At 40.5% G+C, this 25999-nt stretch carries 27 protein-coding genes, 1 pseudogene and 2 riboswitches; of the genes and pseudogenes, 6 read left to right on the top strand and 22 right to left on the bottom strand.

The features are described from left to right. The 3 genes and pseudogenes from LJE72_RS26830 to LJE72_RS20330 form a co-directional block, all read right to left on the bottom strand. Positions 1 to 240, bottom strand: a pseudogene (locus LJE72_RS26830) (hypothetical protein); the annotation flags it as partial. A 4-nt stretch (positions 241 to 244) separates the two neighbouring features. Further along, a complete protein-coding gene (locus LJE72_RS26835) occupies positions 245 to 490 on the bottom strand; it encodes a transposase (RefSeq protein WP_396391583.1) in 246 nt (81 codons plus the stop codon). Next, positions 462 to 827, bottom strand: coding sequence for a transposase zinc-binding domain-containing protein (locus tag LJE72_RS20330; RefSeq protein ID WP_229249819.1), 366 nt, complete (start codon positions 825 to 827; stop codon positions 462 to 464). Before LJE72_RS20330 ends, LJE72_RS26835 begins: the two co-directional genes overlap by 29 nt. Positions 828 to 989: 162 nt before the next feature. Here LJE72_RS20330 and LJE72_RS20335 point away from each other — a divergent pair, with 162 nt between their 5' ends. Continuing rightward, positions 990 to 1442, top strand: a complete 453-nt coding sequence (locus LJE72_RS20335) for a hypothetical protein (protein WP_229249820.1) — start codon at positions 990 to 992, stop codon at positions 1440 to 1442. A gap of 14 nt (positions 1443 to 1456) precedes the next feature. Continuing rightward, on the top strand, positions 1457 to 2113 hold the full coding sequence (locus tag LJE72_RS20340; protein ID WP_229249821.1) for an ABC transporter permease family protein: 657 nt from the start codon (positions 1457 to 1459) through the stop codon (positions 2111 to 2113). Positions 2114 to 2190: 77 nt separating this feature from the next. Here LJE72_RS20340 and thiC read toward each other — a convergent pair whose 3' ends face one another. The 11 genes from thiC to LJE72_RS20395 all read right to left on the bottom strand — a co-directional run bounded on the left by thiC (position 2191) and on the right by LJE72_RS20395 (position 14768). Continuing rightward, positions 2191 to 3495, bottom strand: a complete 1305-nt coding sequence (thiC, locus tag LJE72_RS20345) for a phosphomethylpyrimidine synthase ThiC (RefSeq protein WP_229249822.1) — start codon at positions 3493 to 3495, stop codon at positions 2191 to 2193. 136 nt (positions 3496 to 3631) lie between these two features. Continuing rightward, positions 3632 to 3754, bottom strand: coding sequence for a hydroxyethylthiazole kinase (locus LJE72_RS20350; RefSeq protein ID WP_229249823.1), 123 nt, complete (start codon positions 3752 to 3754; stop codon positions 3632 to 3634). Positions 3755 to 3917: 163 nt separating this feature from the next. Then, positions 3918 to 4016: riboswitch (TPP riboswitch) on the bottom strand. Positions 4017 to 4068: 52 nt separating this feature from the next. Then, a riboswitch (TPP riboswitch) is annotated at positions 4069 to 4167 on the bottom strand. A 69-nt stretch (positions 4168 to 4236) separates the two neighbouring features. Beyond that, positions 4237 to 4902, bottom strand: a complete 666-nt coding sequence (locus LJE72_RS20355) for a hypothetical protein (RefSeq protein WP_229249824.1) — start codon at positions 4900 to 4902, stop codon at positions 4237 to 4239. A 173-nt stretch (positions 4903 to 5075) separates the two neighbouring features. Beyond that, a complete protein-coding gene (locus tag LJE72_RS20360; RefSeq protein WP_229249825.1) occupies positions 5076 to 6380 on the bottom strand; it encodes a (Fe-S)-binding protein in 1305 nt (434 codons plus the stop codon). 2 nt (positions 6381 to 6382) lie between these two features. Further along, a complete protein-coding gene (locus LJE72_RS20365; RefSeq protein WP_229249826.1) occupies positions 6383 to 7771 on the bottom strand; it encodes an FAD-binding oxidoreductase in 1389 nt (462 codons plus the stop codon). Positions 7772 to 7985: 214 nt separating this feature from the next. Beyond that, positions 7986 to 9104 (bottom strand): 2-hydroxyacyl-CoA dehydratase subunit D, encoded by a 1119-nt coding sequence (locus LJE72_RS20370; RefSeq protein ID WP_229249827.1) that lies wholly within the window; start codon positions 9102 to 9104, stop codon positions 7986 to 7988. Next, positions 9097 to 10365, bottom strand: a complete 1269-nt coding sequence (locus LJE72_RS20375) for a 2-hydroxyacyl-CoA dehydratase subunit D (RefSeq protein ID WP_229249828.1) — start codon at positions 10363 to 10365, stop codon at positions 9097 to 9099. Before LJE72_RS20375 ends, LJE72_RS20370 begins: the two co-directional genes overlap by 8 nt. An 18-nt stretch (positions 10366 to 10383) precedes the next feature. Beyond that, a complete protein-coding gene (locus LJE72_RS20380) occupies positions 10384 to 11169 on the bottom strand; it encodes an acyl-CoA dehydratase activase (protein WP_229249829.1) in 786 nt (261 codons plus the stop codon). A 20-nt stretch (positions 11170 to 11189) separates the two neighbouring features. After that, positions 11190 to 12746, bottom strand: coding sequence for an acyl CoA:acetate/3-ketoacid CoA transferase (locus LJE72_RS20385; RefSeq protein WP_229249830.1), 1557 nt, complete (start codon positions 12744 to 12746; stop codon positions 11190 to 11192). 476 nt (positions 12747 to 13222) lie between these two features. Continuing rightward, positions 13223 to 13405: a hypothetical protein gene (locus LJE72_RS20390; RefSeq protein WP_092330985.1), complete on the bottom strand. Its 183-nt coding sequence runs from the start codon at positions 13403 to 13405 to the stop codon at positions 13223 to 13225. 220 nt (positions 13406 to 13625) lie between these two features. Further along, positions 13626 to 14768 (bottom strand): acyl-CoA dehydrogenase family protein, encoded by a 1143-nt coding sequence (locus LJE72_RS20395; protein ID WP_229249831.1) that lies wholly within the window; start codon positions 14766 to 14768, stop codon positions 13626 to 13628. 782 nt (positions 14769 to 15550) lie between these two features. Here LJE72_RS20395 and LJE72_RS20400 point away from each other — a divergent pair. Both LJE72_RS20400 and LJE72_RS20405 read left to right on the top strand, forming a co-directional pair. Further along, positions 15551 to 15955: a MarR family winged helix-turn-helix transcriptional regulator gene (locus LJE72_RS20400; protein WP_229249832.1), complete on the top strand. Its 405-nt coding sequence runs from the start codon at positions 15551 to 15553 to the stop codon at positions 15953 to 15955. A 481-nt stretch (positions 15956 to 16436) separates the two neighbouring features. Beyond that, the gene (locus LJE72_RS20405; RefSeq protein WP_229249833.1) at positions 16437 to 16871 is read left to right on the top strand and encodes a thioesterase family protein; all 435 of its coding nucleotides are present in this window, start codon (positions 16437 to 16439) and stop codon (positions 16869 to 16871) included. A 292-nt stretch (positions 16872 to 17163) separates the two neighbouring features. Here LJE72_RS20405 and LJE72_RS20410 read toward each other — a convergent pair whose 3' ends face one another. Next, positions 17164 to 18003: an MBL fold metallo-hydrolase gene (locus tag LJE72_RS20410; protein WP_229249834.1), complete on the bottom strand. Its 840-nt coding sequence runs from the start codon at positions 18001 to 18003 to the stop codon at positions 17164 to 17166. Between the two features lie 284 nt (positions 18004 to 18287). Between LJE72_RS20410 and LJE72_RS20415 the strand changes: the two genes are divergently transcribed. Continuing rightward, positions 18288 to 18461, top strand: a complete 174-nt coding sequence (locus LJE72_RS20415; protein ID WP_229249835.1) for a hypothetical protein — start codon at positions 18288 to 18290, stop codon at positions 18459 to 18461. Positions 18462 to 18945: 484 nt separating this feature from the next. Then, positions 18946 to 19251, top strand: coding sequence for a hypothetical protein (locus LJE72_RS20420; protein ID WP_229249836.1), 306 nt, complete (start codon positions 18946 to 18948; stop codon positions 19249 to 19251). Between the two features lie 166 nt (positions 19252 to 19417). Here the strand turns inward: LJE72_RS20420 and LJE72_RS20425 are convergent, their stop codons facing one another. From LJE72_RS20425 to thiD, 7 genes are all read right to left on the bottom strand, one after another. Then, the gene (locus LJE72_RS20425) at positions 19418 to 20431 is read right to left on the bottom strand and encodes an AI-2E family transporter (protein ID WP_229249837.1); all 1014 of its coding nucleotides are present in this window, start codon (positions 20429 to 20431) and stop codon (positions 19418 to 19420) included. Between the two features lie 891 nt (positions 20432 to 21322). Next, positions 21323 to 22057 carry an SDR family NAD(P)-dependent oxidoreductase gene (locus tag LJE72_RS20430; RefSeq protein ID WP_282437934.1) on the bottom strand — a complete coding sequence of 245 codons (735 nt, stop codon included), beginning with the start codon at positions 22055 to 22057 and terminating at the stop codon, positions 21323 to 21325. 138 nt (positions 22058 to 22195) lie between these two features. Then, positions 22196 to 22360 carry a Spo0E family sporulation regulatory protein-aspartic acid phosphatase gene (locus LJE72_RS20435; protein WP_248286486.1) on the bottom strand — a complete coding sequence of 55 codons (165 nt, stop codon included), beginning with the start codon at positions 22358 to 22360 and terminating at the stop codon, positions 22196 to 22198. Between the two features lie 212 nt (positions 22361 to 22572). Next, positions 22573 to 23199 (bottom strand): thiamine phosphate synthase, encoded by a 627-nt coding sequence (gene thiE / locus LJE72_RS20440; protein ID WP_229249839.1) that lies wholly within the window; start codon positions 23197 to 23199, stop codon positions 22573 to 22575. Further along, positions 23192 to 24004, bottom strand: a complete 813-nt coding sequence (gene thiM, locus LJE72_RS20445) for a hydroxyethylthiazole kinase (RefSeq protein ID WP_229249840.1) — start codon at positions 24002 to 24004, stop codon at positions 23192 to 23194. The genes thiE and thiM overlap by 8 nt, the downstream gene beginning before the upstream one ends. Then, the gene (gene cytX, locus LJE72_RS20450; protein WP_229249841.1) at positions 23971 to 25197 is read right to left on the bottom strand and encodes a putative hydroxymethylpyrimidine transporter CytX; all 1227 of its coding nucleotides are present in this window, start codon (positions 25195 to 25197) and stop codon (positions 23971 to 23973) included. The genes thiM and cytX overlap by 34 nt, the downstream gene beginning before the upstream one ends. After that, positions 25197 to 25997, bottom strand: a complete 801-nt coding sequence (gene thiD, locus LJE72_RS20455) for a bifunctional hydroxymethylpyrimidine kinase/phosphomethylpyrimidine kinase (RefSeq protein WP_229249842.1) — start codon at positions 25995 to 25997, stop codon at positions 25197 to 25199. The genes cytX and thiD overlap by 1 nt, the downstream gene beginning before the upstream one ends. Positions 25998 to 25999 lie beyond the last annotated feature (2 nt).

Genomic DNA, 25999 nt, shown 5'->3' on the forward strand with positions numbered 1-25999 from the left:
CAACCTTTGCATAGGTACACTTCTCCCTGGGAATTGGGACTCATACTCTTCGATGAGTCTTTTTTCTTCCTTTTCATACGCTCCGTCCATCCTTCTTTTTAGCCGTTCTAACATGCTTCCATATTTTTTAAAAGCCACATCATTTAGGATCATTTCATCCCCACATTTTGGACAGTTTAAAGGATCATGGTTGAAGGATTTCATGATTCTCTCTCGCCAATAGGTCCTTTTATTCCTCAATTTCTTAAACTTCTTCCATACAGACATGATGAGCTGAGCCTTCTTTTTCCTCCGCCGTGCATAGAGGCCCATAGTATCGTACCATTTTAAATTGACGTTCTGGGATATGTCTAATAAGCTTCCCCATAAATTCAAAGACCGGAGGTTTAACATCAACTCGTTTACCGTCTTGATGCTGCTCATACCAAAAATGAACCTCTTTCCCATCATAGCTTTCTATCCTAGATTCTGCTATGGCCGGTCGGCTCACGTATCTTCCTATCTCTTAAAAAAACAATTCTTAGCTCCTCAGGTATGGTAAAGACCATATGTCGGTGGGGTACGTCTAGCCGCTCATGACATAAGTTTTCTACCCAATCATCGGTAGCCTTTTTTCCCCAGGATGTACAAAATCTACTCTTGCATTTAAATGCTACATATTTACGCTCACCACATGTTGGGCAACGATATTCACTATATCCTTCACTTAAGTCTCGACATTTAAGCATTTTATTAATTTCTTCGGATACTATGTCTCGAACCTTATTATTTGCTTCAAATTTTTCCCATTGTTCTGTAAATATCTGTTTAATTATCCCTCGTGCCATGGAGAGCCCATTAATATTTTACCAAGTTATCAACAGTTACGATATAGTTCTTTTCTGTGCGACAAAAAAAGTGTCTGATGCACACTCATACTTATCCACAGGTCCTAAATATATACTTTCCTATACGATAAAAAACGCACCCTTCTGGTGATCCTGAGCATTGTGCTTACCAACACAGTATTCACCCTATCTCAGAGTGTGGACGTCAACAAAGCTCTGGAAAACTTCTGCGATTTAGACTTCTTGATTGGCCATGCCGATCTGTTCAATCACCAATACGACGGTGAGGAAAGTGTCTTGAGCGAGAGGTTCATCGCTACGGTAAGTGGTCAAAAAGGCTTTGAGACAGGAGGACGTCTGTATGGTTCCTGGGGCAGCTATCAAAGCGAAACCTACGCCCAGACCATGAACCGGCAACCGGATGGTTCATTCTCCACCGCCCTATACGGCCTTGAGGAATTTCTCTTTAGCCGCCTGCGCCTTGTGGATGGTGAACTTGACGCCAACAAGCTCGCCACAGGCAACTATATCCTGGAGGGCGTTAAAACAGATGATCACGGCAACGTAGAAATGAACAGTGCCAACCACAAGGTTGGGGGATGTGCTCACCCCTGACCTGGGGCGATCAGGTGCGGGAGATGACCGTCCTTGGCCATGTGGTTGAGAACCCCAACACCAATACAGACGGCCGCTGGCTGGGTTCCATCTTCTTTTTGCCAAGTGAGGTGTACAAAGAACTAACCGGCAACGCCTATGTTATGAGCTATGCTTTTAACATAGGCGATGATCAAGAGGCCGATATGGAAACCTTTTTGAAACACTATACAGACAGCGTTGAGCCGACCATGAATTATAAGTCTAAGTTTACTGCGGTGGCGAGTCTGAAGGGCATACAGGACACGGCTGTTTTGATTGGCGGTGCCTTAGCGCTGATCATCGGACTCATTGGGGTTCTGAACCTTTATCAACGCTATTTTGACCAGTATCCTGACCCGTCGCAAAGAATTTGCTATGCTACAAAGCATCGGCATACGCGTAAACAGCTTGTGACAATGCTGTGTTTTGAAGGCAGTTATTATGCAGCTTTGACGGCAGTGAGCTCTGTTGTCTTGAGTATCGCTGGCTCCCTGTTGATTGTGCGTCCGCTGTGCGGGCAAATCTGGTTTACCAGTTATCACTTTGTTTTCTGGCCGTTGCTGATTGTTTTGCCGTTGCTGTTTGTCCTGGGAATTTTGGTTCCTTTGCTTGCTTATCACACAACCGAAAAACAGAGCATTGCATTGTAGAACGATTGCGCGAAATTGAGTAATCAACAACCGGGGCATTTGTAGGCCAGATAGAGCTTCCATCACTGTGTATTCAATTACAAAATATCAATAAACTCTCCGGCCAGGGCTTTGTTCATACTTCGTATTGCGCAAAATTTTCCGCACATGGAACAGGAGTCTTCATCCTCAGGCTTCCTGTCGGCACGGATCTTTTTTGCCGTTTCCGGATCTATGGCGCACTCCCACTGTGCTTCCCAGTCAAACACCCTTCTGGCCTCCGCCATTCTGTCGTCAATCTCCCTTGCCCCTCTTACACCTTTGGCAATATCTGCTGCATGGGCAGCAATCTTTGAGGCCATAATGCCTTGTTTTACATCCTCTAAATTCGGCAGCGCCAAGTGTTCTGCCGGGGTCACATAGCATAAAAAAGCTGCCCCGGCTGAAGCGGCAATGGCACCTCCGATTGCCGAGGTGATATGGTCATAGCCTGGTGCAATATCCGTTACCAGCGGTCCTAAGACATAAAATGGTGCTCCATCGCAGATGGTCTGCTGGATCTTCATATTGGCGGCAATCTGATCAATCGGCATATGCCCCGGTCCCTCCACCATTACCTGGACATCCTTTTCCCAGGCTCTTTTGGTAAGCTCGCCCAGCCGTACAAGCTCCTCAATCTGACACACATCCGAAGCATCTGCCAGGCATCCCGGTCTGCAGGCATCTCCCAACGAGATAGTCACATCATATTCTCGGCAGATATCAAGAATTTCATCGTAATATTCATAAAAAGGGTTCTCTTCACCTGTCATAGACATCCAGGCAAATACCAAAGAGCCGCCCCTGGAAACAATGTTCATTTTTCGTTGATGGGTTTTTATCTGTTCGATGGTTTTTCTGGTAATGCCGCAGTGCAGGGTGACAAAATCAACCCCATCTTCAGCATGAAGTCTTACGACATCAATGAAATCTTTTGCTGTCAGGGTGTTTAAGTCTCTCTGGTAGTGGATAACTGAATCATAGACCGGCACCGTTCCGATCATAGCCGGGCATTTGGAGGTAAGCTCTCTGCGAAAAGGAATAGTATTTCCATGTGAGGACAAATCCATGATTGCGTGAGCGCCCATATTAACCGCTTCCAGCACTTTTTTCATTTCTATATCATAATCCTTGCAGTCTCTCGAAACACCAAGGTTAACATTGATCTTTGTTTTCAGCATTGAGCCCACGCCCTGGGGGTCGATACATTTATGTTTTTTGTTCGCACAGATTACTACTTTCCCGGCTGCAACTAATGCCATCAGCTCTTCAGCCGTCATCAGCTCTTTTTTAGCTACGATTTTCAATTCCGCGGTGATAATTCCTTTTCTTGCCGCTTCCATCTGGGTTGCATATTCTCTCATGGCTATTTCTCCTCCTTATAGATATTTCACATGGGTAGAGGGGTACGCTTCTAACTGCCACTAATACCCCCGCTAAACCGCCTCAATTTCCAATGGATTGTTAGTAATATCCTCTGCGGTTGCCTTATACAGAAGCTTACCCATGTATATTTATGTAGGCAGCTCCGCCGGCTTTTACCAAAAACTCACCCTCATCAGGCAGATAAACCATAGCCGCCGATCCCCCGACGGCAAGCTGGGCATTAGCCACAAAATTCATCGTTACTGTGTCGGTGATCGACCCTGCCAGAGGATTTGTCCGTCTTACAGTTTCAACGGCCTATTTGGTTTTGAATCTCCCCTTTATTATCCATTTAATCTTCCTTTCTCAGTTTTTTATAATAAAAAAATGCTCTCCTTTAGCAAGGAAAGCGCTTATTCATTATCGATAGTGGCTTGCTTCCCTTCGCCAGTGTTAACTGACAGGTTCTAAGGGTCAGGTTTTACCTTCTCAACTCCTAAGAGTCCCCCCGCAATTTATTCAGTTTTAATAATAAAAAGTGCTCTCCTTTAGTAAGAAAAGCACTTTTTCATAATTGATAGTGGCTTGCTTCCCTTCGCCAGTGTTAACTGACAGGTTCTAAGGGTCAGGTTTTACCTTCTCAACTCCTAAGAGTCCCCCCGCAAAATTATTTAATTTTTCTCATATACTATCTCTTGTTGCTTTCCATGTCAAGCTTTTAGTTAGAGGGGGTGTTTTGTTTACCATCGGCATTTGCGATGACAGACCGTTGTCCCGTCGCTTATTGGCGGCATTAATTCATCTACGATTAAGAAGGCTTTGACCATTTTCCCAAAATGATCGCGCTCGGGCTTACTTCGGTAAAAAGCAATCATCTGGGTTAGAATTTCACGGTATTCGTCAAAATTAGCAGGAATCGCCATAGTCGTTTCGTAGGGTCTTTGTATGAGGATTGAGCCATCGGAAGTGTCACGCCTGCAGTCCAGCATAAGCACGTTCCGCTCCTCACCGATTATTATTACAAATCTTATCGGATCGAAAGGGTTATAATGCTCAATAGAATTTGCACCATATGTTAAACCCGTCAGGAAAACATCACCACTTTTATCCTTTACTCCATAAGAGAAATTCAGGCCTTCCACAACTTCAGAAATAAAATCCTCAGGAGTATCGTAAACCTTGCTGAACGTTGAAAGAATTCTATCTATTGACTCATCGTCGTTGAGAACGAACTCCAATCCGTAGGGATTTTTTGTTCTGCGTCGCTCAGGAATCACAGCTCTCAACCGGATTGAATCACTCTTGATTTTTTTCTTATGGCTCTCAACCATCTCTCCACGCTCCTCACCTTTATTCACATTGATAAACCTGTAACCTTTTCCGGCAGCTCCATTTCTCCATTTCATAACTCATTCCGCGAACTCTTTCTCCCGGGCTTGTACCAAGAATCTTACCCGCGTAAGATTCTTGGTACAAGCCCGGCCGCTTACCCTGCCCTGCCATTAAGTACATAGACAATATGGTCAATGCACACCAAAAAACATGGAAACACTTATTTAAAGCGTTTCCATCATTCCAACTATTTAGAACGTTTTAGTTCTTCCTTACCGACTCGATAAGACTCAGCCAAGATTTGAACAGTATGCAACACTTCTTCGTCAAATCCGGCATTTTCGACCCCGCTTTGCAGTTGCAACCGACAAGCCGGACAACCCGTTGCTACTGTATCAGTTTTTGTCGTCTGGATATCTGCTGTTTTACGATCAGAAATTTGTCCGGAGAGATCCGGGTGTACCAGGCTGAATGATCCAGCCATACCACAACAACGACCCGGCTCTTTCATTTCAATCAATTCTACACCGGGAATGCTTTTTAAAATTTCCCGCGGTTCTTTACTAATCCCCTGTCCACGGTTTAAGTGACAAGGTTCGTGATACGTCACTTTACGCGCTACGCGACCCAAACCTTCTTTCTTAAAGGGAACTTGATGAATCAGGAACTCAGAAATATCATAGGATTTCTTAGCCCATTTATCCGCCAAGGCTTTAAGTTCGTGATCATTTTCCAGCAGCTCTCCAAAAACGTGCTTCCAAGCAGTACCACCAGAAGAACAGGCGACAACTAAGGCATCTGCCCCTATTCTCTCAAAGGCCCGCAAATTGCGTTTAGCCAAAGTACGGGCTGAAGCCACATCCCCATTGACCGAGGCTGGGATACCACAACAAGCCTGGAACTTAGGAATGACCACTTCGATGTCATTTTCCCTAAGCACCGCGATCACCGCTCTGCCGATGTCCGTGTAAAAATAGTTGATCATGCAGCCCGTGAAGAACCCAACTCTCAGCTTAGGGTTTTTAACCTTAATCACTTCAGGGAACTCGGAACGCAAGGTCTTCTTGGCCAACATGGGGAAGACTTTCTCCTTACCTATCCCCACATCCACGCGCATACGTGCTAATTTGCTGTGTCGATTCGGTATGTTTTTTAAGGCAACACCCTGGAAGATACTTCCCGCCTTCATCCCAAAATCAAACACTCGCTGCATCTTCAAGGCAGTAAAGGCAATTTTTTTGGCCGACTGCAGGCCTTTTTTACGGACGGCTTCCGCTCTTGCTGCAAGAATAATTTTATCAAACCGAACCCCACAGGGACAGTTGGTATTACAAGCCATGCAGGTAGTACAAAGGGAAAAACGGTTCCCCATTCCCTTTGTCATCTCTGTTTCGCCCGAGAGAATGTATTCCGCTAAACTAATCTTTCCCCTGGCAACTCCGACTTCCTGGCGTGTTTCCTTGTAAATGGGGCATACCGCCATGCAATTGCCGCATTTCATACATTTATGGAGTTCTTCGGTAATCGAATCCAGTGAATCATATACGGACACGATCAGTCCCTCCTTACAATCTTCCCAGGGTTCAACAAATAGTTGGGGTCCAGGGCTTCTTTAATGCGCTTCAAGGCCGCCACACCTGCTTCTCCAAATTCCCTGTTAAGATATTTCATTTTGGCGATACCAATCCCATGTTCACCGGAAAGGGTTCCTCCCAGGGCTAACGCCGTTTCGAAAATCTCGTCCACTGCCAGGTGCACTCTTTTCATTTCTTCTGCGTCGCGTTCATCAGTTATAATAGTGGGATGCAGATTTCCGTCTCCTGCGTGCCCGAATGTGGCAATTTGAAGATTGTGTTTTGTTGCAATACTGCGGATTGCTTTAAGCATATCCGGAATTTTACTCCGGGGAACAGTGGCATCTTCAAGTACGGTGGTCGGTCGTTTTTGAGCAAGGGCAGGAAGGGCGCTGCGACGAGCCAACCACAAAAGGTCGCGCTCTTTATCGTCTTTAGCTATTTTTAACTGAACGGCTCCTTCCTCTTTCATAATTCGTTCCACCAATACAGCTTCCCGTTGGACAACTTCCTTGTAGCCGTCCACTTCACATAAGAGGACCGCTTCCGCGTCCATAGGGAGTCCCGCATGGACAAAGTTTTCCACGGTCTGAATCGTCACATTATCCAAGATCTCCAGTGTGGCCGGAATAACTTTATTGCGAATAATGGCTGCGATGGCCCTCCCAGCTTTATCAACGTCATCAAAGACCGCTAACATGCTCTTACGTGCTTCCGGAGCCGGAATGAGTTTGACAATTATTTCAGTGATAATCCCCAAGGTTCCTTCAGCCCCGGTAAAGAGAGCCACTAAATCATACCCTGTCACGTTCTTTACTGTTTTTCCTCCCCAACGAGTGACTTCTCCATTCGCCAAGACCATTTGCAAGCCCATAATATAATGTTTGGTTACACCGTATTTCAGACCACGCAATCCACCTGAACACTCCGAAACCGAGCCACCCATAGTTGCTGTGGTGACTGTACCGGGATCCGGCGGATACAATAAGCCGTGTTTGGCCGCTTCATCATTGAGAGCCTGAATGATCACCCCAGGTTGAACCGTTGCCGTTAAATTGTCCTGGTCTACTTCCAGAATTTTGTTGAGGTGGAGCATGGAGAGAACCATACCCCCTTCAATGGGAATCGTTCCCCCACTAAGGTTCGTTCCGGAACCACGTGTATAAATAGGGACATGATAACGCAGGGCGATTTTCACCACATCTGCCACCTGTTCTGTCGATAGAGGTGCAACCACAACATCCGGCTTATGATGTTTCATCGCCGCAGTTGCGTCATAAGCATAGGTCAATAAGTCTTCATGCTCTGTGAGGACATTTTCACGACCGAGCACTTGAACAAGTTCTTCCAAGACTTCACGAGCTAACATCCTATACCCTCCTTTATAACGCTTCGAATATGGCACGCCTGTCAGACCACTTTTAAAATAATCAATTTAAGCGAAACTTCAATAAAGCAACTATAATTCTCTGCTGAAAAAACAAAGTGGGAAGGGGCGCAAATACTATACTACCTCTTCCCACCAAGTCATGCTACAAATAATCAACAAGAGAGATAACTTAAAGGTTCTATTAACTTAGAAATCACAGCATTTCACTAAAACTTTGAACTCTGGTTTTAGTCTGTTCAAAGGATGTTGTTTCCAGGTCAATTTCTATAAATAAGCTCTTAATTCCGGCTTCTTCAAACTGTCTATAGTAGATTGGATAGTCAAATTCTTCAGGGTCACAGAACTTCATCATGCAAACCACAACTGCATCGGCCTTAGACCCTTTAACCATATCCATCATCATGGGACCTCTTGATTTTTTCGCATCTGTAGCAAGAGAACAACCATCGAATTCTTGCCACCATTTAGCCAATCGATATAGTGGGTCTGTACCTGACGGAACATCATTTCTGAACAGTCTGGATTCCTGGGCCAGGTCGTCTGCCACAACAGCAAAACCGTTATCTTTTAAAATGTCTAATACTTCATTGGGTTCAGCCATAATTCCTGTTAAAACAACCTTTTTACCTGTAAAGGCTTCAACAGGTAACGATTTAAGCTCTGAATTCAATTCTTTTACCATAGCGGTATGTTTAGATTTTTCCATAAAAAATCTTGCTTTTATAATCGCATGACGTTTTTTGGGATCAATAATCTGAGGATAATTAGCAGCTAAGTCCGTAAATTCACGCATTGCTTTACGATTTTCGTTATAAGTTTCAATACTTTGGTTGAGTGCTTCATCCGTAATCTTTACATTCAATATTGTTTGTAGCTTTTCACGAACAAGCCTATATTCCTCAGCAAGAAATTTATTGGCTGCTTCCAGTTTTCTGTTTTGAGGATGAGTAAATACGATGACAGGTGATGTTCCTTTCCATTTTTGGCTAAGACATTTTAAAGTGTCACAAGGAACTGGGAAAAGTACAGCTTCTAAATCGTCATATACCCCTTCAAGCTGCATTTCCATAACGGATTGCATAATTGAACAAGCAAATGGAGGTAAATAGGCACGGGCTTTGGAAATACTCTTTTGTCCTCCCCAAATACCTACGGGAAGAAAACCGGCAGCATGAATTATTTCTTCAGGAGCATAATAAGGCATAACCCCTACCGACCCTTTACCGGTTTCTTTCTTATAATCTTCCATAGCCTTGCGGGGATTATTTGAAATTGAAGATAATTCGCTGATGATAGTTTCGAGTCTACTCATTGGAAACTCCCTCCTTATTCTGCTTCATCATTTCATCTAATGCCTGGATACGTGTATCAAACTGTGCAGGAGAAAAGTTACGAGGATCAGTTTGGTCTCCATCAAAGCTTACATAGGGTAAATGATTTTCTTTTTGGAGCATATCAGCCGTTTCAACATTCAGAAAACTCATGAGCTTACAGCTTCTGTTCTGATGATAAATAACACCGTCACACTTTCCTCCGCTAATTACGTCACTAAGAACCTTAACTTTGTTATCGAGACAAGTATTGATATAAATTCTAGTATAAGATTCCGCCATTGAACTCATATCCCCGGGTGTATAACTAAGATTCCACAAACCGGGATAAGCTGAACCTGTCATGATATCGCCAAGATTCTTTAATCCTTTAAACGTATGGCCAAGGTGCGGCCAAACAGCTATGCCCTCCCAAGTTACCCGCTTTTGTTCATTCCCTTTAAAGGCGAAGATCCCCTTATTAAGATTTTCTTCAAGTTCATCCGCAAACTTTTTAAACGTAATCTCCGCGTAGTCTTTGCTTCTTGCACAAACGATCAGGGCCATATAGTTGAAAAGATCAAAACCATTTAAAGGGGATGGTTTATGTCCTGACAAAGAAGCGATTCTGTTCCATTGGGCAACAGAACGTTGGGTTTGTTCCTGTACTTTTAAGAATTTGTCGTAGTCGAATTTCCTGCCGCAAATTTCCTCAAGCTGAGTAATAGCTTCCTTAAACTGTTCCGCAATATAATCCTTGGCATACTGTGGAATGGGCATTGTATGATTAAAGGGAACATCAATGATGATGCAAGGAATATTTAATTCAACGGCAAGATTCTCATACCACTTAAGCAATGTGTTACAAATGTTGTTACAGGTTATTACAAAATCGGGAAGCGGTATTCTTGCCGCTGGGGATTTTTCAAGCTTTTCCGGTGTTTTTCCTGTTAAAGCCTCTTGTTTCAAAAGTTCCATATAACCAAGATTCACTCTTGCATAAGAGCAAGTATCCAGGTTATAGCCTTTTTCATCGGCAACTTCAAGCACATCTAAGGCACCTTTTCTGGCCCCAATACCCGCAGCATGGGTTTCAGGATATATCATCGCAACATCCATAGCCACACAAAACTCCGAAGGAGCAACAGATGCAGACCAACAAACAAGTTTTCCTTCTTTTTTTGCCCGTCTCGCTTCTTCATACAATTCTTCCTGATAGAAACCTAACAATTCTTTGGCACTCATATTTGTTGTATCAGTCATTTCTCATACCTCTTTCCTTTATATATTAGCTCCCCTAACTTCTTCGAAGGCAAATATAGCAGCTCCAAGGGCAGCTGTAATTTGTGGATTAGGAGCTACAATGACTGGTTTTTTCAGTTCTTTGCTGATTGCCCGGACAACCCCTAAATCTTTGGCGACACCCCCGCACATAACAATGTCCTCTTCCACCCCACATCGATAGGCAAGTCCACAGGCTTTGCTGGCAACTGACTGGTGAACCCCTGCAATAATATTCTCTTTAGCAACTCCGTTGGAAAGCTGAGATATTACCTCTGATTCTGCAAAAACTGTGCAAGTGCTGCTGACTGTGGCAGGTTCTGTTGCCCGAGCATCGTATTCTGCCATTTCATCAAGATTAACTTCCAGTACTCGTGACATAACATCGAGAAAACGTCCGGTTCCGGCGGCACATTTATCATTCATAAAAAACTGCTTAACGCCGCCTTTACTGTCAAGTCTGATTGCCTTAACATCTTGACCGCCGATATCAATAATTAATTTTGCTGAAGGAACTAAAAAGAAAACTCCCTTAGCCTGACAACTGATTTCGCTAATTTGTTTGTGTGCTTCTTCCACAGAAGATCTTCCGTAGCCTGTAGCAATAATTTTAGCCATGTCTTCCAATTTAAGACCTACTTTGGAAAGAGCTTCATCTAGTACACGTTTAGGTCCTGTCGAACCTGTTCCAATCTGAATGACTTCTCCAGCGATAATATTAACTCCATCTTCAAGTATGACAACCTTTGAGGATGAGGACCCAATATCAATCCCCATTGTAAACATCGATTAATCTCCCTTTTTGATTATTTCTTCAAGTTCATTAGTTCTTCACTAAAAAGTCTTGAGTCCATAAGTTTAATATTTTTGTCAACCGTAGGGACAAAATCCATTAAATCTATAATTTGTGTTTGAATATCAATTCCGGGAGCAACTTCTATTAAGTTAAGTCCCTCTTCTTTTAATTCAAATACCGCTCTTTCTGTTATATATAAAACAGGTTGTTCAGTTTTAACCGCATATCTTCCACTAAATGTAACCTGTTCAACTTGTTTAATGAATTTCCTTTGCGTTCCTTCTTGTTCTATTATTAACTTGCCATCTTCAATTTTTTGTTTTAAACCTCTTGCTGTAAATGTACCGCAGAAGAATACTTTTTTAGCATTTTGGGTGATATTGATGAAACCACCACATCCCGGTATTTTGGGACCGAATCTGCTGACATTAATGTTACCCTTTTCATCACATTCAGCTAAGCCTAAAAATGCCATGTCCAGACCGCCGCCATCATAAAAATCAAACTGACTATTTTGGTCAATAATAGCGTCAGGATTTAAAGTAGCACCAAATCTAGCTCCACCTTGAGGACTGCCCCCTATTGCCCCTGATTCAACAGTTAAAGTCATATAACTTGCTATTTCTTCTTCACTTGCAACTTGAGCAACATACTCAGGTGTTCCTACACCTAAATTAACAACTGTATCCTTTACTAATTCCATAGCTGCTCTTCTGCCAATAACTTTTTTAATAGTCAATGGGGTTATTTCAACATTACCTTCAGGTGCTCTTACTTCCCCGCAAAGTGCTGGATTATATTCATGTCCAACACTTTGTTCATGATCTTTCATATCAACTACTTCTACAACAGCATGAACATAAATGCCTGGTATTTGTACCAGTCTGGGGTCTAAAGTACCACCTTTTACAACCTTTTCCACTTGAACAATTACTTTTCCACCATTATTTATAACTGCTTGTGCTATAGATGTAACCTCAATAGTAGCTACTTCTTTTTCTAGGGTTACATTACCATACTCATCCGCATAAGTACCTCTAAGGAAGGCGATATCTATAGGAAATGCTTTGTAGAAAAGCTTTTCTTCATTGCCGATTTTTATAACTTCTACCAAATCTTCTGTCGTCCTAGCGTTTATTTTGCCTCCGCCATTTCTTGGATCAACAAAAGTACCTAATCCAACATGTGTAATTGTACCAGGCCTATGACCCGCAGCATCTCTAATAACATATTCCAAAGCACCTTGTGGTAAATTATAACCTTCACATTTATTAGCTAGACACAGTTCGCCTAACTTTGGAGCAGTATTTAAATGACCTGCTATTACTCTTTTAACCAAACCTTCGTGAGCAAAATGATCACCGCCTGTGCCGTTCCTGCTGCCTTGTGATGCTGGATAAAACAAAGTTATATTTTGAGGATAGCCAGTCTCTAAAAATTTCTTTTCTATAACCTTAAAAAGTGCTTCCGGAAGACTATTTCCAACAAATCCACTGGTACAAAGAGTGTCCCCATCTTTAACTAAATCAACAGCCTCTTCTGCTGTAAGAATAATAACCTTCTTCATATTTGTCCTCCTCCAATGTTATCCTCAGTGATATAACCTGCCCCGCAAATTGCGGGGCATTTAAACAGTACAAATAAAAAGGGTAAGGAACTGCTCATCAATAAAAGCTAACTCAGAACTTCCGGCTTTTATCTGTTATTTAGACTTGATCAAGTCAGGACTAAAGGCATTTAGCCGGCCGGAAGGACCTGAGTACCAAAAAATTACTTAGAAAGATACTTAAAGCTCTTAATATAATATTCAAAAAATTTTGGCTTAAGTATACGACTAGTCTATCTTGATAAGTACTCAGAAGGATCAATTTTCTGTTTTAAAGCAAACATGAACACGATATCGTCCCTGTCTTAATAAGTAACTGAGAAAAAACACTATGGGTGATCGATAAGAGCGTAATAACAGCGACGTAATGGAGACGTGTATTAATTCTACTTGCTGCCTTAGATTCATATTGCAAACTATTTGGTGGGAATGTTTTCTTAAAAATAGTCCTCTGCATAAAGGTTTATAAATCCACAATTTAAACAAACAAATTTTATGATGTTTTGGCTTTGCGGATTAACAACCACTTCACTATTCTCAATTAAGGTAAATACATCATCTCTTGTTTTGATATCCACCTGTTTTATTTGTCCTGAATGACAAGCAATACACTCTTTCATATTTCTCCTTTCTACATAACGATATCACTCCATAAACCGTCGTTTTGTCTTTATATTTCCTTCTTCATCATTCAACCTCGAATTTATGGAAATCTCATAACTCAAAATGGAAAGTGATTAAAAGAGCAATCACGATAAAACCGTGGTGTTTTAATACGAAAATATCTAAGTGTATTCATTCTGCCTTCTGCCATAAACGCAAATCTATTATATTGGGGATCTAATCTTTAAAAATTTCTCCAGCAATAATCATTCTCATTATTTGATTTGTTCCTTCATAGATCTGAGTTATCTTAGAATCTCTCATCATTCTTTCAACATGATAATCCTTCATGAAGCCATTTCCACCAAGCATCTGAACGCATTCTACAGTTACATGCATGGCTGCATCTGTACAAGCCATTTTTGCCTTAGCTGCTGAAACTGAATAAGGTCTTCCTGCTTGTTTATCGAGAACTCCTTTATACAATAGATACTTCGCTTGTTCAATTTCAATTGCTAATTCAGCCATTTTAAATGCTAAATACTGATTCTTAAATAAAGGCTTGCCAAACTGTATTCTTTCTTTCAGATATTTTACCGCACAATCATATGCTCCTTCTGCAAGACCAAGTCCTTGTGCGGCGACTCCGAATCTCCCACCATCAAGAGTTTTCATTGCTATCCCAAAACCTTTTCCCTCTTGTTTTACTAAGTTTTCAGCTGGGACGATACAGTCTTCAAAAAGCAGTTCTGAAACTTTAGTTGCTCTTATCCCACATTTGTTTTCAATAGTGCCTATTGAAAATCCCGGGAAACTTTTTTCAAGAATAAACGCTGATAATCCTTTTGTTCCTTGACTTAGATCCGTTGAAGCAAATACTAAGAAGGTCTCTGATAGAGGGCCATTTGTAATGAAGCATTTGGAACCATTTAATATATAGTGATCTCCATCTTTTACAGCTCTAGTTCTTACACCTGCTGCATCTGAGCCCGCATTTGGCTCAGTTAATCCGAAAGAGCCAAATTTCTTTCCGGAACATACATCCGGGAGATATTTTTTCTTTTGTTCCTCTGAAGCGTTTTGATATATTCCGCCTGCACAGAGAGAGGTATTTACAGAATATGAGATACCAACAGCACTATGCACCTTGGAAATTTCTTCTACGGCTAAGATGTAGGATAAATAATCTCCGTCGGAACCACCATATTCTGATGGGAACGGTAAGCCCAATAAACCCATCTCACCCATCTTCTTATAAAGATCTACAGGAAATGTACTAGTTTCGTCGCTCTCAAGTACGATAGGTAAAAGTTCCTTTTGTGCAAAATCCCTAGCCACTTTCTGAATCATTTCTTGTTCTTCTGATAACTGAAAATCCATCTTAATTGCCTCCTCCTAAATTTTAAACAGCCTCTCGGCATTCGCTGAGGCAGTCGGGACAAGGGTTTCCTTGATCCAACTTTATTGCATCCTCCCACTTTTAGTGGGAGGATATTTGTTTTTATCGAGCTAAACTGGAAATTCACGTGGAATAAATAGTTTTCCGATGTGCCTATAAACGTCTAACAACACATGACTCTCTCAAAACGTCCTCATAATTGAATGGCAAGGGAACCAACTCTATTAAATTTAGGGTGTCGCTTTGAAACCTATACTTATTTCTCACCAACGTATCAAGATTCCGTTCTCCTACTTCTCGCGAGCATTGTTCCGGCGGAATCTTCACCGTTGCCTATGATGACTGTCCTCTACTTAAATATAGGTTCAGTTGATGTTTCCATATCGCATACTAGAATCCAATATCCCCTCCTTAAATTTTCAATTTAGTTTAATATTCAAAAGCTTTTGATAATTAAATATTACTTGCTAGCAAGTATTTTGTCAACAAATAAATATGTATAAATATAGTATTTCAGACTTAAAGTTCCTCTGAGAAATTTCAAGTTAAATTAGCTATTAAGCTGCTAACTACACTATGACGTCTCTTTTGAGGCATATTAAACTCCAGCCCACGATAGTCTTGGGTTGAAATAGGACAATGTTGGATTTTTATTTTAAGGAAATCATGGCTTCAGCTCTGAAGCTTTGTAAACTTGATTGACAAGATTAATAGGTTTGAAATATAGTGGTTTATATAACTAAAAAATAGAGGTGCTATAATTATGGAAATGACTGAATGTATTAATTTCTTACTGACTCAGGCACAACAAAAAGTTTTTAAATGTTTAAAGTCGGAACTTGAACCGTTTAACGTAACGCCTGTGCAATATGGAGTGTTACAATGTCTTTGGGATAAGGGCAGTCAAAACCCCAAGCAAATTGGGAATGTTTTGGGTTTAGATAGTTCAACTATCACTGGAATCCTTGATAGATTGGAAAACAAAGCATTGATTATGAGGAATACTTGTAAAGGAGATCGGCGAACCATTAATGTTGAATTAACTGAAAGGGGATTCAAATTGCGTGATCCAATAGGTAAAATTGTTGAAGAAGTAAATATAGAAGTATTAAAACAATTTAGTTCAGAAGAACAAACTCAATTAAAGAAATTTTTAGAGCGAATTTAAACTACAATTATAAAAAAGACTGGCTGAAGAAAGCCTATTTTTTTTAACAGATTATTTTGTTGACAAACTATTTGTTAGCAAGTATTTTGACACACGGAACTATTCACTATGTTCTATTGCGCCAGGGTGGGATTCCAGTGTCAAATTGGTCATAATCTAAGGTAGACACAAAAAACCTTCCCAGTCTCGAAAGCCCAGGAAGGTTTCTCCAATGAACGGCGTTGTTACGTTTTGCCATTTTATTCATAATATTCTAAATTAATTATTTCACATAGCAGGAAGTAAGCAGAAAGTATAGAATATTCAACGCTATAGGTAGCTCTTGACCACTAGAAAACTTTACTAAACGTTGGTTCGATCTCTTTACTTAAGAAAATCAAAAAAATTTAATTTATACTTTTAATTTACGCTAATGACATTAATTGATTTGCTTAATAAAGAATACTTAGATAGATTCACTTTAAATTAAGGAGGGTTTCAAATGAAAAGCACTTTACAATCTGGTTTGTATTATGAGTTTAAGTTTACTGTTCCAGAAAATAAAACTGTTCCTTATCTTTACCCTGAATCGGCAGAATTCCAAGCAATGCCTAAAGTGTTTGGAACGGGATTTATGGTGGGCTTATTTGAATGGGCATGTATTAAAGCTATCAATCCTCATTTGGATTGGCCTAACGAACAAACCGTTGGAACCGATGTCAAATTAAGCCACATTGCCGCTACACCGCCAGGTTTAACTGTTACAGTTAAACTACGGTTAGAAAAGATCGAAGGTAAAAGATTATTGTTTCATGTCGAAGCCCATGATGGGGTAGACCAAATTTCTGAAGGTACTCATGAGAGATTCATCATTGATGCGGCTAAGTTTAATAAAAAAGTAAACCGGAAATCAGAGATTGAAAGCATAACTGAATAAGAAGCCCAAGAACAGCACTGTTAGAACACTTTGCCTAAAACCTTTAGTACGGCAGGGGATAAGACTTTTGCGCTTACCATTGATAATCCGAAGGAAGACATGCAGATGACTGAGGCCGTGGCCGCTATATATTCCAGCCAAATGCTGGGAGCTTTTTGACCAAAGAAACGTGGCCGCCAATTGCGTCTCATACCATCCCAGGTTTTCCGATTGGCAATGGATACTTACTCCCGGCCACACTGGACATGTTTCTTTTTTAAACCAATTAAAATTTTTCCGGTTTCGAAACACATCAAAATTCTAAAACAACCCCAGCCATGGCCCATCTAAATGCCTTAGGAAACTCTGTGGCTAACTTAGTCAACATAGCAGATCCTGTACAATGATTGGGTGCCAGGCACTCCAGATTAAGGCTTTTAAGATAGTCAATAGTTTGCTGCCGTTGTTCGGCAGAAGCCGGTCCAAGATGAGTTCCGCCGATGATCCCTCTCACTTTACTTTCTTTAGTTATCTGCCTCGCCTGCTCTACAATGTTTACCAATCCGGAATGTGCGCAGCCCAGCAGGATGATTAAACCTCCATTTGTCACATAAAACATGCTTAGATCATCTTTAAGACTGTCTTGAACAACCTGCTCTCCTGCAAATTCAACCAAGTGGTCATCTATGTGCTCAAAGGATGATTCTCGCAGGATTTCTCCACTTAACCACAGTCCCGGCCTTAATTCAAATGGTTCACTATGCCAGTGAAAGCTGGCACCTAAACCTTCTAATTGCTGCTGACAATAAGGAACACCGATATAGCGGTTTGTATGAGTACCGGAACCTTTAGCAAAGTGGCCTGCAAATAAATTCGGATGAGCGTAGACAGACGTTGTCCCCTTATATTGCAATAACTTGTAAAGTCCTCCCGTGTGATCATAGTGTCCATGACTTAAGACCACCTTATCAACTTGTCGCAGATCACAGCCCAAAATCTGGGCATTATTGACAAGGTTGCCCTGCTCTCCTGCATCAAACAGGATCTTCTCATCTCCAAAATCCAAGAGCATAGACAATCCCCATTCCCCTAACAGCCCTAAAGGAACCCCAACAGTGTTTTCAACTAAGATTGTCACTTTCGACTTAGTCAATTTCAGCCCCTCCTTTAAATGCCTATCAGCATACCCTCTATATACTCCGTTCCAAAGAAAAACCTATTAATGAGTTCACTAAGTCTTACTCATATCCTGTTTAAATACTTAATGAATCCGTAATTTTACAAACCATAATACTAGCATATCCATGGAAAACAAACTGTTTTCTCCATCTCTGTCTTGTTATCCTTTCAAAAAGGTTGGAAATAAGGATTTATTTGAGATCTAATTCCTGCTATAATAAGTTTGGCTTTAAAATTCGTAAACGGAGGATTAGTTATATGAGATTTTTAACTCAATTAAAAGGCGAAGATACTTGGGAAGAAATATCTTTAGAAGAGTGCCTATTCAAAACAGAAAAGGCTGGCTTCTATACTCCCGGAACTGTTCAGAAAATGTTAGAAGATGGTAAACCCGTTGATACACCTTGGTCGATTTTTAAAAAGGCCGAGTAGTCATTGATTATTTGCTTAAAAAGGCCCGTCAAAACAGTATAATCCCCTTGCAACAGACACAAAAAAGAGAACCACATTATTGGTTCTCTTTCTGTGTCTTATGTGAGGGGGTTTTTCTTGTCAGTGCATTAACAAATAGGAATTACTGGTTATATAGCAGATCTAGTAATTTTTGACCCCGAAATAATTAATGCTCCAGGAAACTATAATAACCCCTCCCAGTATTAACTATACATTAATCAACGGGCAAGTCGCACTCACCAATGGTAGAGTTCTTAAAACAAATGCCGGTAAACTTATTAACATGTAAGAAGTGAACTTCTTCATTCCCGAGGTACCTATTTATAGAAGTTCTCATATAATACACAAGACTTTTATTAACCTGCATATAGGTGACTTTCATCCAATCGTGAGGCTCTCTGCAATTAGGAGTGTTGCCCCATACTCTGTTCCAATTAAATTCGTTAAGGAAGGATGCCAAAACATGTACAAAGATGAACTACTAGAAACACTCAATGAAACACTGACAAATGAGAACGCAATTGAAAAAATCATCGTGTTCTATCAGAATGGTGAACAAATCCAAATTGGGTCCGCAGGGAAAGAAAATGAGGTTAGCGAAGGTCAATTACTTGAAGAAACTACTAGCAATGATCAAGAAACCAATACTTTCAATAACTGCGATTCAGACAACACTAAATTGGAAGCATTAGAGAACACTATCCCCCATGCTACTATTACACAGATGATTTATCTTCCAACTGGTCGTAAGATTAATGTCATTAACTAATTATCCCGAAGTCTTCTCACTCTCTTAAACTGATTATGCCTATGGGCACCCTATTATATCTTTATATTAACCCTATAACAATTTTACTTAACAATATTTAAACCATAAAAGTCACTAGAAGCTGTCTCCCATAACATGAGAAAGCTTCTAGTGACTTTTATGGCAATTAGTTATAATCTGATTCTCCAATATCAAGTATATCCAGCATAAATAGAAAAAGCGGTATTCCAAACAATAGTCCCCATACCCCCAGAAAATGCTCAGCTAGTAATAATACTACGAAAGTAAAGAAAACAGGAAGTTTCGTTTTGATGGACATAAGTTTGGGATTTAGAAAATAAGCTTCGATACCATGCAATGCAACAATCATCCCCAGCACATAAAGTATCTTAATTAGTCCACCCAGTTTAAACGCAATGATTGACAACGGAATTAATGAGATCAAAACACCGGCAACGGGTATTAACCCGAGAATGAAGATCATAAACCCTAATCCTACTACTTGGTGAAATCCCATGATACTCAGAGCGACCGCTGATAAAATAGAATTTATAAAGGATATTACGATTTGCGTTTCCATAACCTTAGCAAAGGAATTCACAAAATTCTTACCTAATTTCTTATAATACTTATATACAAAGCTGACTTTACTGTGCTCAAACCTATTCAAGAATCTTATGGTCTTATCCTTTTCCAAGATAAGAAACAAACTTAAGATCAGGGCAATGAAAATATTTAAGCTAAATTCCCAAATATTCGTTACCGAATGAATTAAATATGTCCCGCCTTTAACGACATAAGATTGAATACTTGTGCTGATAGCTTCCCTTATTTGTGGATTAATCGCATCCTCATAATTATTGATATCAAAGTTACTAAGCTGTATACCTATAAACATTAACTGCTTTGTTAAAATTGGAATATATCTATAGATTATAAAGACAATTGATGAAGCAACTAAGGCAAAAACTACGACCGTGACTCCGGTCCTGTTAATAGGGATTAATCTAACAATCTTCAAGAAAATGTAATTTTGGATACCATACAGTATAAAAGAAAACATAAAGGTTAACAGCAGTAAGTTCATCATAGGTTTAATGCCTATTATTATTCCTAATAACAGCAGTAACGATAGGCCCTTTTTAAACAAATTGCTTTCAAAGAATTTCTCTAATTTCATTATGAGTTTTTTGCCTCCTGCTTCATCATCTCTAAAATAATTACTTTTTATTCTATTATCTTACATAATACCACGTTACCCCCGCAGTATAAAGGGGGTTCTAAACCCTTACTATAACCACGCAGGTCATAGATAGTTTAATTTTGATTATAGAAATTTCGCAATAAAAAGGCCACTCAAATGAGTGGCCTAAATCTAAATGATCCCGCAAAGTTCCTCCACAACTAATGGATACACGGCTCAAGATTAATCTTCAACAAAACTTTACCAACATTTATTAACCAGACTATAGGCTTACACCAACACACTTTACAACTAGCAAACAAAATTCTTCCGGAATTTAATCTGGTAAGGGGTAGGGACATTGTCTACTTGAAAAGCAAATCAACCAATAAACATTTTGGTAACGTAGGGGAAACTAATCTGGACAAATCTTCCACTATCTGTTAACTTTGATCTAACTGCGGTCAACCTTCTAACACCTATTCACCCGAGACAAACTTAAGCTTTAAAATCACCCAAATTCTTTCACAGTTTCCTAGTTCTTTGATGGGGCTCCAAAAACAATTTTACTCTGACCGACTGGCAGATTGGGAGGAACTTTGCGGGAAATCTTTCTTTAATAGAAAACTCAAAAACCACCTCACTAGGTGGTTCTAATTCTCGAAATTCAGCATTACTAACTGCGAAATGATTGCAATGCCTACTTTCGATGAATCGAAACTTTTCCTAGCACGCGACCAATAACCTTTGATGAAACTGAATTATTTTTAATTGACCTCTTATGGCTAAATTATATCTCAATCTGCTGTATTGTCAAGAGCAAAATTAAGATAAAGTAAAAAATAATTCCCAAGGCCCCCCTTGCAAAAAGTGGGGGACCTTGGAATATTAAATGAAGTTCCCCCCGTCGACAACGATGGTTTGACCAGTCACAAAACTTGCATGAGCAATCAAAGAATAGACTACTTCAGCTATATCCTCCGGACCAGCAATTCGGCCAAGCGGTGTACCGGCAGCAAGATGAGCGATGTGATCTTCTTTTCCCTCTACCCAACGGGTTTGTACAATTCCTGGGGCTACAGAATTAACTCTTACATCGGGAGCCAAAACTCGAGCCAGCGATTTAGTAACACTTATGGCTGCAGCTTTAGACGCCGAATATGCGATAGAACTGCCTAATCCAGTTAACCCTGCTATCGATGTAATATTTATAATGCAGCCTTTGCTTTTCTTAAGTTCATCGGCTGCCGCCCGACAGCAGAAGAACACACCCTTAACATTGACTCTCAAAATATCGTCCCAATACTCTTCCTTCATGCCCTCAAGATCAGTGTGATCTACAAAATGAGTCATTCCCGCATTGTTAACTAGAATATCTAAAGTTCCAAAATCAGCCGCTACTTGACTAACCATTGACCTAACCTCAGCATCCCGAGATACATCTGCTTGATAGGCTAAACTGCGAACTCCAAGGTTCTCTATCTCTTGACAAGTCTTTAAGGCATCCTCTTTCGAACGAGAATAGTTCAAAGCTATATTAACTCCCGACTTGGCTAATAACATAGCGATAGCCCTTCCAATTCCGGTTCCGCCCCCAGTAATCAGTGCTGTTTTATTTTTCAATTTTCTGCTCCTCCCTCACATAGGAATAATTAGTCTTAATGCTATTTAGTATAACTCACAGGCCAATCTGGGACAAGGACATTTAGTTTAAACAATATCCGTTGAGAATTGGACCTGCTCAGAATAAGGTAAGCATTCTTACTTTTTCCCTTTGTTCTTTAGCAATAATTCCTGATATTTATCCAATACTTCGTCTAATGCTTGACTTGCCCCTACTACTTTCGGATCTGTATAAGCTCTGCCTTCTTTAATCTTAATCAAATTTAATCTAAATTCTTCGATTTGCTTTATTAGTTGATTCATCGTCTGAGACACTTTTCCCCTCCACTTGTTTGTTTGTTTGTTTTGTCACTAATTTAACATTATATACTAACTATTATTTGACTTTCTAGACCAAGCTAAATAGAGCTATTCAGCTCAAGCTGAATAGCTCTATTTATTAAGAACAGTTAGAAATTATAGTATTGCTGTTTTTAGAATAGGCATACCTTTTTAGAAGATTTGCCGTAGCTAATTCAACCCATAATTTCTTTCAACTGCTTTGCAGCCATAAAAATATTATCTTGAACTAAAATAGCCGATACAACTGAGATGCCATCGATACCTGTTGCCTTAACTTGTTGTATGTTCCCATAATTGATTCCCCCTATTGCTACAACAGGTATCGAGACCGATTTCTTTATATATTCCAGTTGCTCAAGACTTACTTCCTTAGCATCAGACTTAGTCGATGTTCTAAAGACCGCCCCTACTCCCAAATAGTCGGCACCTTGTTGTTGGGCAAGAAGCGCTTCTTCCAAGGTTCGGACAGAGACTCCAATAATCTTATCGGGACCCAAAAGTTCCCTGGCTTTTAGCATAGGCAGATCATCCTGCCCGACATGTAATCCTTCAGCATCAACTGCAAGGGCAATGTCAAGACGGTCATTAATAATCAGGGGGATTTCATACTTAGATGTTATCTCTTTCACTCTCAAAGCTAAATTCAGAAAATCTTTGGTAGAAATTGATTTTTCCCGAAGCTGAACCAAGGAAACTCCGCCCTGTATGGCTAGCTCAATGCTCTGAGCTAAATCCCGTTCTCCGAGAAGTTTTCGATCTGTTACTAAATAAAGACTATAGTCAATTTTGACTTTACTCATAATTGATCTTACCTTCTTTAGCTAGAATTTCAGGAGTGAGATTATAGATACTATCGAATAACCTGGCTCTAAACGTTCCTATTCCCTCTCCATGACGCAAGGAAGCGTGAGCGATCTCTCCCGCGAGACCCATGCTTATTATTCCGGCCACCGCAGCCGCATAGTAATCTTTAGTCGCGCCACAAAAAGTACCCACAAGGGAGGTTGTCATACACCCTGTGCCCGTGACATCCCCTAAAATTCGATGTCCGTTATCAATCAGACACACTTGACTTCCATCGGAAACAACATCAGTTTTTCCGGTAATGGCAATGATTGAACCTAGTTCAATGGCAAGCTTTTTAGCAACCACAGAACTGCCTTGTTCATCTGCGAGAGAATCCACTCCCTTTATAGCTGCTTCCAAGCCTGCCAGGACTTTGATTTCAGACATATTACCCCGTATAACTTCAGGTTTTAGTTCCCTAATAAGTTTTTCTGCGGTATCTGTTCTCAATTTTGTGGCTCCTACACCTACAGGGTCAAGAATTACAGGGACACCCAACTCCTTCGCACTTAATCCGGCTATCAGCATGCTTTCGATTGTTCTGGTATTAAGAGTGCCGATATTAAGAACTAAAGCCGAAGCAAAGCTAACCATTTCTGTTACTTCTGCCGAGTCATCCGCCATTACAGGGGAACCTCCGATAGCTAGTACTATATTAGCACAATCATTGACGGTAACATAATTAGTTATATGGTGAATCAACGGACTCTTTTCTTTAATTAGTTTTAAGCCTGTACAGATTTTTTCACGTATTTCCATTTGGCAGTTAACCTCCATGTTATAAAATGTAAGATGCTAATAATCAGCATCACAGGAATCGTGGAACCCATCACAAAATCAAACTTTATAAACTGATAGTATAATGCTGTACCCAATGCACAGAGAAGAAGCGTACCCCAATTAATTACAAGCTCTGGTTGGATTTTCTTTCTTTTTAATAAGAAGTAATCCGTTAACAAGATGGCAAACAAAGGCGCAAAAACTGATCCAATGGCATAGAGGAAAACTTCATATTGCTGAATATTCACAACGATTGCAAGTCCTGTTCCTATAGCGGTTATAACTAGGACAACTGTTTTTTCTTTTAATTTAGGAAATATATTTAAAAATGAAATCCCCGCCGAATAAGCATCTAGAAAGGTAGTTGTTACCGTCGCCAGGACGATAATTCCCAAGGCGACAATTCCAAGATTAGCAGCTAATAGCATAGCGGTCGGGTCAGCATCTGAGGCAATGATCGCTGCTCCTAAGCCAATAATATACATCCAGCTGCTGCCAATGAAATATCCAAGCCAACTGCCCCATGCACTGCCTCGCTTTGTCTTAGCAAATCGTGTATAATCCGAGATCAGCGGCAACCATGATAAGGGCATAACCACTGCAAATTCTACCGCATTCCCAAAGGAGATAGCTCCTGTACTCTCTCGAGTAAACAGCTCATGATTGCCAAAAATGATAATACTCAAAATAATAGTCAAAAAGAACAACAGTACAACGGCAATGTTGTTTGCCTTCTTCCAGCCGCTATCCTTACCAAGCCATAACCAAAACATTATTAAAATACCAATCATTAGGCTCCAAACTGTTAGATTGTCAAAAGACCATAAAGTTTTAGTGATATGGTTTACGGACCGAGCTCCAACAATTATCATCACAGCTGTCCACCCAAGCAGCTGCAAAACATTCAAAATGGAGAAAAGGTAAGAACCGTATTGCCCAAAGGAAATACGAGTTGAAACCAGAGCAGGAATTCTTTCCTCCGTCCCGATGATTCCTCCCAGCACTAAAATAGTTGTTCCAGCCAAGTGTCCAAGAATAATAGCCAAAACCCCCATCTTAAATCCCAAGGAGGCTAACATACCACCCGTTAATATTTCCGCAACCGAAATTGAAGCGCCAAACCAGAGAGTGGCATAATTAAACATACTTAAATTATTTTTTGTTGAATCCACTAAATTAATCCTGCCTTTTTGTAAAGTGTGTAGAAGTGATGCGTCGGGCCTACGCCCTTTCCAATTGACAAAGAATTCTGAATAGCAATAGTGATATACTCCTTAGCCAGCGAAACAGCTTTGTTAAGAGTGTGCCCCAAAGCCAGGTTGGCGGTGATGGCAGACGAAAGTGTACATCCCGTTCCATGCGTATTCTTAGTTGCAATTCTAGAAGAGGAAAAATAACTAAACTCCTGACCGTCAAAAAGAATATCGATAGAATCTTCCTCTAAATGCCCCCCCTTGAGCAGTACATTCTTAGCCCCCATCTGAAATATAGCCTTGGCAGCCTCTTCCATTTGTTTAGGCGTTCGGATGGAACTATTTGTCATAACCTCAGCCTCTGGAATATTAGGGGTAACGATCATCGCCATTGGCAACAATTCCTTAATTAACGTTGCTTCCGCCTCTGGATTTAACAAGTGATACCCGCTTTTAGACACCATAACCGGGTCCAGAACAACGGTCTGAGGTGCATAGTTACTCAACTGTTCTGCAATAACCTCGATCGTCTGAACTTGGGAAACCATACCAATTTTTACTCCGTCGACTTCAATATCGTCAAAAATCGCCTCTATTTGTTTCGCAATGACGTCTCTGGTGATATCTTGTACAGCAAACACTCCTTGGGTATTTTGAGCTGTAACTGCCGTTATTACGCTCATTCCAAATACCCCATGGGCAGAGAAGGTTTTAAGATCAGCTTGAATCCCCGCTCCCCCACTGCAATCTGAACCGGCTATGGTAAGTACCTTTTTCATAT

Origin of the sequence: Desulfosporosinus shakirovi (assembly GCF_020595055.1) — a bacterium.
Lineage (GTDB): Bacteria > Bacillota > Desulfitobacteriia > Desulfitobacteriales > Desulfitobacteriaceae > Desulfosporosinus > Desulfosporosinus shakirovi.

What these genes read in the sequence shown, in the direction of transcription:
- LJE72_RS20330 (WP_229249819.1), bottom strand. Translation starts at nt 827, where the DNA reads ATGGCACGAGGGATAATTAAACAGATATTTACAGAACAATGGGAAAAA.
- thiC (WP_229249822.1), bottom strand. Translation starts at nt 3,495, where the DNA reads ATGAGAGAATATGCAACCCAGATGGAAGCGGCAAGAAAAGGAATTATC.
- LJE72_RS20350 (WP_229249823.1), bottom strand. Translation starts at nt 3,754, where the DNA reads ATGAATTTTGTGGCTAATGCCCAGCTTGCCGTCGGGGGATCGGCGGCT.
- LJE72_RS20355 (WP_229249824.1), bottom strand. Translation starts at nt 4,902, where the DNA reads ATGAAATGGAGAAATGGAGCTGCCGGAAAAGGTTACAGGTTTATCAAT.
- LJE72_RS20365 (WP_229249826.1), bottom strand. Translation starts at nt 7,771, where the DNA reads ATGTTAGCTCGTGAAGTCTTGGAAGAACTTGTTCAAGTGCTCGGTCGT.
- LJE72_RS20370 (WP_229249827.1), bottom strand. Translation starts at nt 9,104, where the DNA reads ATGAGTAGACTCGAAACTATCATCAGCGAATTATCTTCAATTTCAAAT.
- LJE72_RS20375 (WP_229249828.1), bottom strand. Translation starts at nt 10,365, where the DNA reads ATGACTGATACAACAAATATGAGTGCCAAAGAATTGTTAGGTTTCTAT.
- LJE72_RS20380 (WP_229249829.1), bottom strand. Translation starts at nt 11,169, where the DNA reads ATGTTTACAATGGGGATTGATATTGGGTCCTCATCCTCAAAGGTTGTC.
- LJE72_RS20385 (WP_229249830.1), bottom strand. Translation starts at nt 12,746, where the DNA reads ATGAAGAAGGTTATTATTCTTACAGCAGAAGAGGCTGTTGATTTAGTT.
- LJE72_RS20390 (WP_092330985.1), bottom strand. Translation starts at nt 13,405, where the DNA reads ATGAAAGAGTGTATTGCTTGTCATTCAGGACAAATAAAACAGGTGGAT.
- LJE72_RS20395 (WP_229249831.1), bottom strand. Translation starts at nt 14,768, where the DNA reads ATGGATTTTCAGTTATCAGAAGAACAAGAAATGATTCAGAAAGTGGCT.
- LJE72_RS20400 (WP_229249832.1), top strand. Translation starts at nt 15,551, where the DNA reads ATGGAAATGACTGAATGTATTAATTTCTTACTGACTCAGGCACAACAA.
- LJE72_RS20405 (WP_229249833.1), top strand. Translation starts at nt 16,437, where the DNA reads ATGAAAAGCACTTTACAATCTGGTTTGTATTATGAGTTTAAGTTTACT.
- LJE72_RS20415 (WP_229249835.1), top strand. Translation starts at nt 18,288, where the DNA reads ATGAGATTTTTAACTCAATTAAAAGGCGAAGATACTTGGGAAGAAATA.
- LJE72_RS20420 (WP_229249836.1), top strand. Translation starts at nt 18,946, where the DNA reads ATGTACAAAGATGAACTACTAGAAACACTCAATGAAACACTGACAAAT.
- LJE72_RS20425 (WP_229249837.1), bottom strand. Translation starts at nt 20,431, where the DNA reads ATGAAATTAGAGAAATTCTTTGAAAGCAATTTGTTTAAAAAGGGCCTA.
- LJE72_RS20435 (WP_248286486.1), bottom strand. Translation starts at nt 22,360, where the DNA reads ATGAATCAACTAATAAAGCAAATCGAAGAATTTAGATTAAATTTGATT.
- thiE (WP_229249839.1), bottom strand. Translation starts at nt 23,199, where the DNA reads ATGAGTAAAGTCAAAATTGACTATAGTCTTTATTTAGTAACAGATCGA.
- thiM (WP_229249840.1), bottom strand. Translation starts at nt 24,004, where the DNA reads ATGGAAATACGTGAAAAAATCTGTACAGGCTTAAAACTAATTAAAGAA.
- thiD (WP_229249842.1), bottom strand. Translation starts at nt 25,997, where the DNA reads ATGAAAAAGGTACTTACCATAGCCGGTTCAGATTGCAGTGGGGGAGCG.